This is a genomic window from Nocardioides sp. Kera G14, from assembly GCF_020715565.1.
GTDB lineage: Bacteria > Actinomycetota > Actinomycetes > Propionibacteriales > Nocardioidaceae > Nocardioides.
In genome coordinates, this window is record NZ_CP085839.1 from 1,103,920 (window position 1) to 1,113,602 (window position 9,683).

A 9,683-nucleotide genomic window follows, 5' to 3' on the forward strand; every position below is an offset into this window, starting at 1 on the left:
ATTCACAGCGCTTTTACTTTGACTCGTTCATGGGACGTGTGTGACCGTAGATGCCACAATCGGGGCTCGGCCGAACAGGATTCTTTGGGGGTAATGCGGGTGCGACGCTGGAAGGTCCTTCTGGCCACGGGGGTTGCGCTTGCGTCCCTCGGTGGAGTCGGTATCAACGTGATCGAGACGGCGGGGCCCGCGCCCCTTGCGCAGGCGGTCGCAGCGACTGCTGCCGACTGCACCAGTTCGGGGAAGAAGGTCACGACGACCAAGACCGTGCCGACGCCAACGGCCACCACGGTCGAGTCCGATCCCCTGACGGGCAACCCGACGGCGACGGTGACGGCGTACGGGACCGCGACGACGACCACGACGGCGACTCAGCTGCCGGCCAACTGCGTCCCGTGGCTCCCCGGCTGGCGGCCACAGCTCGGTCCGATCTTCAACGACCCGCTCGGGGGCAAGAAGAAGGCGACCGCCATCGTGCGGCGCATCCGCCAGGCCATCGTGCACACGCCGCGGGGCGGGCAGATCCGGATTGCGGTCTACTCCTTCGACCGCGCTGAGATCGCCTCGGCTCTGAAGAAGGCCTACAAGCGCGGCGTCAGCGTCCAGGTCGTTGTCAACAAGTCCGTCATGTCCAGCACCGCCAAGCGGCTGCAGAAGGTCCTCGGCAAGAAGGCCAAGCGCAACAGTTTCCTCATTGCGTGCGCGGGCCGCTGTCGCAAGGCAGGCAAGGGTGGCAACGAGCACGACAAGGTCTTCGCCTTCAGCCGCTCCGGGGGTGCCCAGTACCTCGTCATCACCGACTCGGGAAACCTGACCTCCAAGGGTGTGTATCGCCAGTGGAACGACTCCTATGCAGTGGCCAACGACAAGGGCCTCTACGACACGTGGGTGAAGATGTTCGCCCAGATGGCTGCCCAGAAGCAGACGGGCGGACGAGTGCTCACCTACACGAGTACGACCACACCGTCGGCCTACACGTACTCCTTCCAGCGACAGGCGGCTGAGATGGGCGACACCCCCTCGACGTACGCGACGACGAGCCTGCACCGGTACAACGCCAAGGCCGACCTGCCGGCTCAGCAGATCAACAAGGTCTCCTGCCGGGCGAACCGCGGATACGGGTCGGGCGGCCGCACGGTCATCCGGGTGGCGATGTACGCCATGTTCGGAAGCCGCGGTCGTGCGCTCACGAAGATGCTGATCAACAAGAAGCGGCAGGGCTGTGACGTCAAGATGATCATGAGCGTGCCGGGCAAGCAGTGGCCCCAGCTCGTCAAGGCCGGTATCCCGGTGCGCAGCGGCGACTGGATGTTCGCCTGGCGTGACCCGGCCAAGGAGGACGGCATCGGTGGCTACGGCCCCCGCTTCTACTCCCACCTGAAGTTCATGGCGATCAGCGGCACCTACAACGGTGCCAACGCCAACCTCGTCATCACCGGCTCGGAGAACTGGTCGAACATCTCCAAGGCCAACGAGGAGATGACGTTGCAGATCAACGACAAGGCCGTCTACACCGCCTACGTCAATCACTTCAACGGAATGTTCAACGGCCGTGCCACCCACAAGATGGGAATCAAGCCGACGGGTGGCCCGAAGGGCTCCTAGGCTGGGTGCATGAGCACCCTCGCCCCCGATGTCGTCGCAGGCGTCCGGGCCGCCGCAGTCGCGGCCCGGACGGCCAGCTACGACCTGGCCCTCGCCCCACGCGCCAGCAAGGACGTCGCTCTCGAGACGATGGCCACCGCGCTGCTGGCACGCGCCGACGAGATCCTCGCGGCCAACGCCGATGACGTGGAGCGGGGCGAGACGGGCGGCACGCCGCCGAACATCATCGACCGGTTGCGGCTGACTCCCGAGCGCCTCGCCGGCATGGCCCAGGGACTACGCGACGTCGCAGCTCTGCCCGACCCCGTGGGCGAGGTCGTCCGTGGCTCGACGCTGGCCAACGGTCTCGAGCTCCGCCAGGTGCGGGTGCCGTTCGGCGTCGTGGGCATGATCTACGAGGCACGGCCCAACGTCACCGCCGATGCGGCAGGGATCTGTCTCAAGTCCGGGAACGCCGTGCTGCTGCGCGGCTCCGGCAGCGCCGCCTCCTCCAACGCCGCCATCGTCGCGGTGCTTCGCGACGCCGCGGTGGAGAGCGGTCTGCCGGCCGACGCGATCCAGCTGCTTCCGTCGGACACCCACGACTCGGTCGGCGCGCTCATGCAGGCGCGCGGGCTGGTCGACGTACTGATCCCGCGGGGTGGGGCGGGGCTGATCCGCACCGTGGTCGAGGGCTCGCTGGTGCCCGTGATCGAGACGGGCGTCGGGAACGTGCACGTGTACGTCGACCGGGCGGCCGACCTCGACAAGGCGATCGACATCGTCCTGAACTCGAAGACGCACCGCACCAGCGTCTGCAACAGCGCCGAGTCCCTGCTCATCCACGCCGACATCGCCGACGAGTTCCTGCCGCGGGTGGTCAAGGCGCTGCAGGCCTCCGACGTCACGATCCACGGCGACGCTGCCTTCGCCGCCTTCGAGGGAGTGCGGCCTGCGACCGACGAGGACTGGGAGTCGGAGTACCTCTCCCTCGACATCGCCGCCGCGGTCGTCCCCGACCTCGAAGCCGCGATCGCGCATATCCGGCGCTGGTCCAGCGGGCACACCGAGGCGATCGTCACCGAGGACCTCGCGGCCGCGCGGCGCTTCACCGCGGCGGTGGACTCCGCCGCGGTCATGGTCAACGCCTCGACCCGCTTCACCGACGGGGGCGAGTTCGGTTTCGGCGCCGAGATCGGGATCAGCACGCAGAAGCTCCACGCCCGCGGCCCGATGGGTCTCCCGGAGATGACCTCGACGAAGTACGTCGTCACCGGCGACGGCCACGTGCGGTGACCGGGATGCCCCGCGGTAGGGTGAGCCCATGCTGAACGCCGTTGTCCTGCACGCCGCCGAGGCCGCTGAGCACTCCGAGAAGGTCAACCACTGGATCGTCGGCGGTGTCGCCATCGTGATCCTGCTCAGCCTCATGCTCATCCTGCTGGCGTTCGCCGGCGGCCGCGAGCACTCCTGAGCCACTTCGTGACAGCGACGTCGCGGCGCAGAGTTGGCGTGATGGGTGGGACCTTCGATCCCATCCACAACGGTCACCTCGTCGCGGCGAGCGAGGTCCAGGGCGTCTTCGACCTGGACGAGGTCGTCTTCGTGCCGACCGGTGATCCGTGGCAGAAGTCGCACCGGGAGGTCTCGCCGGCCGAGCATCGATATCTGATGACGGTCGTGGCGACGGCCGCCAACCCCCGGTTCACGGTGAGTCGCGTCGACCTGGAGCGGCAGGGGCCGACGTACACGATCGACACGCTGCGCGACCTCAAGACCATGATGCCGGATGCGGATCTGACGTTCATCACAGGCATCGACGCGCTGGCGGAGATCTTCACGTGGCGCAATGCCGACCAGCTCTTCGAGCTCGCGCAGTTCGTCGGGTGCACGCGGCCCGGCTACACGATCGATGAGCACGTGATGGGGAGGATCCCCGCCGAGCGCGTCACCATCCTCGAGATCCCCGCCCTCGCCATCTCGTCCACCGACTGCCGTGATCGCCACCGCAGCGGCCAGCCGATCTGGTACCTCGTGCCCGACGGCGTCGTGCAGTACATCGGCAAGCACGCCCTCTATACGAATGAGAACTGAATGACCCTCTCGATGCGTCCCTCGCACACCACCCTCCGGGCCTCGCTGCCCTCGTTTCCACAGGCGGTGGCTTCGTGACGGCCACCGACTACGCCCGCGACCTCTGCGTCGTCGCGGCTCGCGCCGCCTCCGACAAGCTCGCCCAGAACATCATCGCGTTCGACGTGAGCGAGCAGCTCGCGATCACCGACGCCTTCCTGCTCTGCTCCGCGCCCAACGACCGCCAGGTGCGCTCGATCGTGGACGAGATCGAGGACAAGGTCCGCGAATTCGGGGCCAAGCCGCTGCGTCGCGAGGGCGACCGCGATGGCCGCTGGGTGCTCCTCGACTTCGGTGACGTCGTCATCCACGTGCAGCACGAGGAGGAGCGTCAGTTCTACGCCCTCGAGCGGCTCTGGCGCGATTGCCCGTCGATCAACCTCGGCGAGCTGTGACCCGTCTGGTCCTGCTGCGTCACGGCGTCACGACCTGGAACGCCGAGGGCCGCTGGCAGGGCCACACCGACGTCCCGCTGGCCCAGGAGGGTCTCTCCCAGGCCGCGCGTGTGGCCGCGTCGATGGCGGCACTGCCGCCGGACGTGATCTGGTCCTCCGACCTCGGGCGCGCTCGCCAGACCGCCGCTCCTGTTGAGGCGTTGACGGGCCTCACGGCCGTCATCGACGAGCGCCTCCGCGAGATCCACGTCGGCTCCTTCGCCGGCCGCGACCGCCCGTCCGTCTTCGCCGAGCACGGCCATGGGCCGTGGGACTACAGCCAGTACGGCGGCGAGTCGGACGTCCAGGTCACCGAACGCCTCGCACCGGCACTCGCTGAGATCGTCGCCGCGCTGGAGGCCGTGGGTGAGCGCGCCACCGGCCTCCTCGTCTCCCACGGACACACCATCCGCCTCGCGACCCTGCACCTCCTCGGCTGGCCGATCGACGCCGTCCACGACCTCGGTCCGATGGCGAACTGTGGATGGGTGGAGCTCGAACGACACGAACCGACCGGCCGCTGGAGGCTCATCGGCTACAACCGGGTGGCCCCGATTTCATGATCCGCCGGGGCTTCCGCTAATCTTTCCGTCGTTGCCCGGGGCCTGATCATTCCGGGACAACGCCAACGGGGGTGTGGCGCAGCTGGTAGCGCACCTGCATGGCATGCAGGGGGTCAGGGGTTCGAGTCCCCTCACCTCCACCGAATTGGCAGGTCAGGGCACTGTTCTGAGTCTCGAAAGAGGAGAGAACAGTGCCCTGGTCTCATTTAGGCACTTCGACTGCCTCACCCTGCTCTTCCAGCGCGAGGGTCAGCACGGGCTCCAGGTCTGCCCGGGTCGTGACCTCGAGGCTCCGGAGTGGACGCCCGTTCCGCCCAGTGACGACGCCATCACCTGCAATATTGGGGACATGCTGATGCGCTGGAGCGACGACCAGCTCCTCTCCAACTTCCACCGGGTGCGCTCGCCGCTGCCCGGGGAGTACACCGGAGCGCGCTATTCGATCCCGTTCTTCGCCCAGGCCAACCGCGACGTCGTCATCACGACGCCGCAGGGGAAGTACGAGCCGATCACGGCGTACGACTATCTCCTGGAGCGGATCGCCGCCAACTACGGCGAGGGCGCAGCGAAGCGGGCTGCGGGAGCATGACCGAGGCCCAGCTCCTCGGCGACGCCGTCTACGCACAGCTCGTCGACCGGATCTTCACCGGCGCCCTTGCCCCCGGGGCGCCGTTGAGCGTGCCGGCGCTCGCGGCCGAGCTCGACGTGAGTCGGAGTCCTGTGCGCGACTCGGTGCAGAGGCTCGTCGCCGAGGGGCTGGCCGTCAGCGTCCCGCATGCGGGAGCGCGGGTGATCGAGGTCGACGACACGGTCATCGCCCAGGTCATGACCGTACGTCGCCTGCTCGACGGTCTCGCCGCGCGGGAGGCCACGGAGCGGGCGACGGCGGCCCAGGCCGCCGAACTCCGGAGGCTCGTCGAGAAGCAGGCGACGGAGATCGAGGCAGGAGCCGATCCGCTCGCCGATGCCCGCCTGGACCTGGAGTTCCACACCGCCGTACGGGACCTCGCCGCGAACCCGACGCTCAGTGATGCCCTGCACCGGCTCGACGCCAAGGCCCACCTGCACAACTCCGGGCTGTGGGCTGACGAGTCCAGTCGGTCGATCGCGCTCGACGAGCACCGTCGCATCATCGACGCGATCGAGATCGGCGACGCCGAGGCCGCGGAGGCCGCGGCGATGGCCCATGTCGCCGCGGTCCTGGTGCGGATGCGGCGCCAGGCCAGGAATCGGTGAGTCGTGGTCAGGCGAGGCGGGCGGGGAAGCCGCCGGTGGCGATCGGACTCCAACGCGTGGGTGTGATCCGGAGCAGCGACTTGCCCTGATCGACCATCGCCCGGCGGTACTCGGCCCAGTCGGAGTGCTCGCCGGAGATGTTGCGGAAGTACTCGACGAACGCGTCGAGCGCCTCGTCCCCGTGGGTGGCGTCGACGACCTCGGCGGTGCCGTCGACCTGCACCCAGGCGCCGTTCCACTCGTCGGAGAGGACGAGCACGCTCACCTCGGGATCGCGGCGGGCGTTGCGGGTCTTCGCCCGCTCGGGATAGGTGGCGATGACGAGGCGGCCGGAGTCGTCGACGCCGCCGGTGACGGGTGAGGCCTGCGGCCCGCCGTCGGCGCGGCGGGTGAGGAGCACCATCTGGTGGCGGGGGCGGACGAAGTCGAGCAGCTCAGCCAGCTCGACGGCGGTGGTGGTGGCGATCGTTCGGGCCATGCCTTTCAGGCTAGCCACCCGCAGATGCCGCACCAGATGCACGTCGAATCAGGCGGGCCTGGGAAGGCCGGAGGCCGGAAGGTCGGGCGCGGGCCGGCCGAAGTAGTAGCCCTGAGCCCGGTCGCAGCCGAGCTCACAGAGTACGGCGGCCTGTCGCTCGGTCTCGACCTGCTCACCGACGATGCTGAGACCGAGCGCCTTGCCGAGGCGGATGATCGCGTTCAGCACCTCGAAGCTGGTGGCGCCGCTGTCGATGCCGTGCACGAACGACCCGTCGATCTTGATGACGTCGATCGGGAACGAGGTCAACCAGCGCAGCGACGACCACCCCGAGCCGAAGTCGTCGAGCGCCACCCGGACGCCCAGGGCCCGGATCTCGGTGAGCGAGGTGATGACCTGCTGGTCGTGCTCGTCGTAGACGCCCTCGGTCACCTCGACGATGAGCCGGCGGGGCGTGAGGTGGTGTCGCTCGATGGTCGCGCTGACGAGCTTCGAGAAGGCGGGGTTGCGCAGCTCGGTGATGGAGACGTTGACCGACGCGACCATGGTCGTCCCGGCGGCCGCGGCCGCGGCGACTGCGCGGTCGAGCGTCCAGGCGCCGAGGGCATGGATGCTGCCGGTGCGCTCGGCATGGCTGATGAACTCCGAGGGGCCGAGCAGGCCGCGCTTGGGATGCTGCCACCGCACCAGCGCCTCGGCACCCCGGACTGTCCCGTCCTCCAGCGCCACGATCGGCTGGTAGTGGAGGACGAACTCGCCCGCCTTCAGAGCCATCTCGATCTCACGCGCGGCCTGGCTGGGATCACCGTAGGCGACGGTCTGGTTGCGGCCGTTGGCCTTCGCATCGTAGAGCGCCACGTCCGCACGGCCCATCAGGAGCGAGCTGGAGTCGCCGCGCTCCCACATGGCCACGCCGATCGACGCGGTCGCCTCCTGCGGGAGGCCCGCACGCAGCTCGTCGGCGAGCTCGGTGGCCTCGCCGAGGGAGCAGCCGGGCAGGAGCAGGACGAACTCGTCGCCGCCGTACCGGAAGAGGAGACGCTCGTGGGGCACGACCTCTCGCCAGCGCCGCGTGCAGGAGACCAGGAGCTCATCGCCGGCGGCATGGCCACCGCGGTCGTTCGCTGCCTTGAAGTGGTCCAGGTCGAGCATCACGACCGCCAGACCGTCATTGCCCCGCGCCGCGCTCTCGACGGCGAACTCCAACCGCCGTGCCAGCGCCCGCCGGTTGCCGAGCCCCGTGAGCGGGTCCTCCTCGATCCGATCGCCGACGCGGGCCAGCCATCCGACCGAGGCGCCGATGCAGGCGAGTCCGCCGAGGACGATGATGATCCGGCTCGCGTAGAGGTCGATGTAGGTCATGGCGACGAATGCGGCGATGTCGACGATCAGCCCATGGACCACGGCTCCGCGCCACGAGAAGAACGCCGTACCGGCGATCATGGGCAGGGCGAAGGTGATCAGCGGGTCCTCGGCCGTCGCCGATCCCCTGGCGAGCATGATCGTCGCGGCGATCAGGATGGAGCCGCCGGCGACCAGGGGGTGGTAGGTCCACCGGGGCCAGCGATGTCCGGTGAGCAGCAGGGCCAGACCGATGACGAGCTCGAAATAGCCGATGGCATGGATGGTGAGGTTCCGGCCCGCGCTGAGCCGGATGTCGCCCGGCGGGAGCTGGCACGCGATGCCGCCGAGCAGGTAGAAGACACCCGCTGCCCGGCTGAGGATCTTCCGCGGAGCGACGGCAGGGGCGTGCCGATACGATCCGGCAGAGGTGCCTCCGAGAGATGCAGCCACTCGTGAAGGGTACGGGAATGCTCCGCTCACACCCTCTACTGTCGGCACATGGCTGACCGGATCCATGGGTTCACCGATGATGCTCTCGCCGACCACGACGCGGTCGCGCTGGCCGACCTTGTCCGCAGGCGCGAGCTCAGCGCCGAGGAGATCGAGCGGGCGGCGATCGCCCGGCTCCAGGCGGTCGCACCGCGGCTCAATGCACTCGCGCACACGGCGTACGACGACCCCCGCCGCTCCCCGGATCCGACTGCTGCCTTCGCCGGTGTCCCCACGGTGGTCAAGGACAACACCCCCGTCGCGGGCATGCCGACCAACCACGGGACCGACGCGTTCGTCTCCGGACGGTCGGAGAAGGACGGCCGCTACACGACGCAGTACCTGAGCTCCGGGATGACGGTGCTCGGCAAGAGCCGACTGCCGGAGTTCGGGTTCAACGCGACCACGGAGTTCCGGGTCGCGCCCCCGGTCCTCAACCCGTGGAACACCACGCGGTCGGTCGGCGCGTCCTCGGGAGGCTCCGCCGCGCTCGCCGCCGCCGGCGCGGTGCCGATCGCGCACGCCAACGACGGTGGCGGCTCGATCCGAATCCCGGCCGCGGCCGCCGGCCTGATCGGGCTCAAGCCCAGCAGGGGCAGGCACATCGACGGCGAGGAGGCGCGCGTCCTGCCGATCAGGATCATCAGCGAGGGCGTGCTCACCCGCTCGGTGCGCGACACCGCCGTCTTCCACGCGGCGATGGAGAGGCACTGGCGCAATCCGCGGCTGGCGCCGATCGGTCTCGTCGAGGGGCCGGCGAACCGCCGCCTGCGCGTGGGCCTGCTGCTCGAGTCCGTCACCGACGCCGTCGTGGACGCCGAGACCCGCGCCGCGGTCGAGCGCACCGCCTCCCTGCTCGAGGAGCAGGGTCACAGCGTCGAGCCGATCGGGGTCCCTGCGGACGCCACGCTCGGCGACGACTTCGTCCTCTACTGGGGCATGCTCGCGACGATGGTGAGCAGCCTCGGCAAGGTCACCTACGACCGCAGCTTCGACTCCTCGCGACTCGACGGCCTCACACTCGGGCTGCGCAGGCACCTGCGGCGCCACGCGCGCCACCTGCCGGCCGCGCTGTGGCGGCTCCGGAGGGCCGGTGCCCGGTACGCGGCCGCGTTCGAGCAGGTCGACCTGGTGCTCTCACCGGTGGTGGCGAACGTGACGCCCGAGCTCGGCTGGCTCAGCCCGCACGTCCCCTTCGACCAGCTCATCGACAGACTGCGCAACCACGTCGCCTTCACGCCGCTGCACAACGTCGCCGGCGCACCGGCCATCTCGCTGCCCCTCGGGCTCAGCGCCTCGGGGCTGCCTGTCGGGGTGCAGTTGTCGGCGGCGTACGGCGACGAGCGGACGCTCCTCGAGATCGCCTTCGCGCTCGAGGAGCAGGTGGGCTGGCCCTCGATCACCGACTGATGGGCGCCGGTC

General features: G+C 69.2%; 11 protein-coding genes and 1 tRNA gene. 10 read left to right on the forward strand and 2 right to left on the reverse strand.

Features of this window, described 5'->3' with window-relative positions; genetic code table 11:
• Nucleotides 1-99 precede the first annotated feature (99 nt).
• The 9 genes from LH076_RS05540 to LH076_RS05580 all read left to right on the forward strand — a co-directional run bounded on the left by LH076_RS05540 (nucleotide 100) and on the right by LH076_RS05580 (nucleotide 5,950).
• The gene (locus LH076_RS05540; RefSeq protein WP_227782999.1) at nucleotides 100-1,605 is read left to right on the forward strand and encodes a phospholipase D-like domain-containing protein; all 1,506 of its coding nucleotides are present in this window, start codon (nucleotides 100-102) and stop codon (nucleotides 1,603-1,605) included.
• 9 nt (nucleotides 1,606-1,614) lie between these two features.
• Nucleotides 1,615-2,880: a glutamate-5-semialdehyde dehydrogenase gene (locus LH076_RS05545; protein ID WP_227783000.1), complete on the forward strand. Its 1,266-nt coding sequence runs from the start codon at nucleotides 1,615-1,617 to the stop codon at nucleotides 2,878-2,880.
• Between the two features lie 28 nt (nucleotides 2,881-2,908).
• Nucleotides 2,909-3,058, forward strand: a complete 150-nt coding sequence (locus LH076_RS05550) for a hypothetical protein (RefSeq protein WP_227783001.1) — start codon at nucleotides 2,909-2,911, stop codon at nucleotides 3,056-3,058.
• Between the two features lie 8 nt (nucleotides 3,059-3,066).
• Complete coding sequence (gene nadD / locus LH076_RS05555; RefSeq protein WP_227783002.1) at nucleotides 3,067-3,678, forward strand: nicotinate-nucleotide adenylyltransferase; 612 nt, start codon at nucleotides 3,067-3,069, stop codon at nucleotides 3,676-3,678.
• Nucleotides 3,679-3,752: 74 nt separating this feature from the next.
• Complete coding sequence (gene rsfS, locus LH076_RS05560; RefSeq protein WP_227783003.1) at nucleotides 3,753-4,112, forward strand: ribosome silencing factor; 360 nt, start codon at nucleotides 3,753-3,755, stop codon at nucleotides 4,110-4,112.
• Entirely contained in the window at nucleotides 4,109-4,714 is a 606-nt protein-coding gene (locus tag LH076_RS05565) for a histidine phosphatase family protein (RefSeq protein ID WP_227783004.1), read from the forward strand. Before rsfS ends, LH076_RS05565 begins: the two co-directional genes overlap by 4 nt.
• A gap of 67 nt (nucleotides 4,715-4,781) precedes the next feature.
• Nucleotides 4,782-4,854, forward strand: a tRNA-Ala gene (locus LH076_RS05570).
• Nucleotides 4,818-5,303, forward strand: a complete 486-nt coding sequence (locus LH076_RS05575) for a 2OG-Fe(II) oxygenase family protein (protein WP_227783582.1) — start codon at nucleotides 4,818-4,820, stop codon at nucleotides 5,301-5,303. The genes LH076_RS05570 and LH076_RS05575 overlap by 37 nt, the downstream gene beginning before the upstream one ends.
• A complete protein-coding gene (locus LH076_RS05580) occupies nucleotides 5,300-5,950 on the forward strand; it encodes a GntR family transcriptional regulator (protein WP_227783005.1) in 651 nt (216 codons plus the stop codon). Before LH076_RS05575 ends, LH076_RS05580 begins: the two co-directional genes overlap by 4 nt.
• A 7-nt stretch (nucleotides 5,951-5,957) precedes the next feature.
• On the opposite strand, the gene LH076_RS05585 is transcribed toward LH076_RS05580, so the two are convergent.
• Entirely contained in the window at nucleotides 5,958-6,428 is a 471-nt protein-coding gene (locus LH076_RS05585) for a PPOX class F420-dependent oxidoreductase (protein ID WP_227783006.1), read from the reverse strand.
• A 48-nt stretch (nucleotides 6,429-6,476) separates the two neighbouring features.
• Entirely contained in the window at nucleotides 6,477-8,222 is a 1,746-nt protein-coding gene (locus LH076_RS05590) for a putative bifunctional diguanylate cyclase/phosphodiesterase (protein ID WP_227783007.1), read from the reverse strand.
• 48 nt (nucleotides 8,223-8,270) lie between these two features.
• Between LH076_RS05590 and LH076_RS05595 the strand changes: the two genes are divergently transcribed.
• Nucleotides 8,271-9,671, forward strand: a complete 1,401-nt coding sequence (locus LH076_RS05595) for an amidase (protein ID WP_227783008.1) — start codon at nucleotides 8,271-8,273, stop codon at nucleotides 9,669-9,671.
• Nucleotides 9,672-9,683: the final 12 nt, after the last annotated feature.

What these genes read in the sequence shown, in the direction of transcription:
- LH076_RS05550 (WP_227783001.1), top strand. Translation starts at nt 2,909, where the DNA reads ATGCTGAACGCCGTTGTCCTGCACGCCGCCGAGGCCGCTGAGCACTCC.
- LH076_RS05585 (WP_227783006.1), bottom strand. Translation starts at nt 6,428, where the DNA reads ATGGCCCGAACGATCGCCACCACCACCGCCGTCGAGCTGGCTGAGCTG.
- LH076_RS05580 (WP_227783005.1), top strand. Translation starts at nt 5,300, where the DNA reads ATGACCGAGGCCCAGCTCCTCGGCGACGCCGTCTACGCACAGCTCGTC.
- LH076_RS05595 (WP_227783008.1), top strand. Translation starts at nt 8,271, where the DNA reads ATGGCTGACCGGATCCATGGGTTCACCGATGATGCTCTCGCCGACCAC.
- LH076_RS05545 (WP_227783000.1), top strand. Translation starts at nt 1,615, where the DNA reads ATGAGCACCCTCGCCCCCGATGTCGTCGCAGGCGTCCGGGCCGCCGCA.
- LH076_RS05575 (WP_227783582.1), top strand. Translation starts at nt 4,818, where the DNA reads ATGCAGGGGGTCAGGGGTTCGAGTCCCCTCACCTCCACCGAATTGGCA.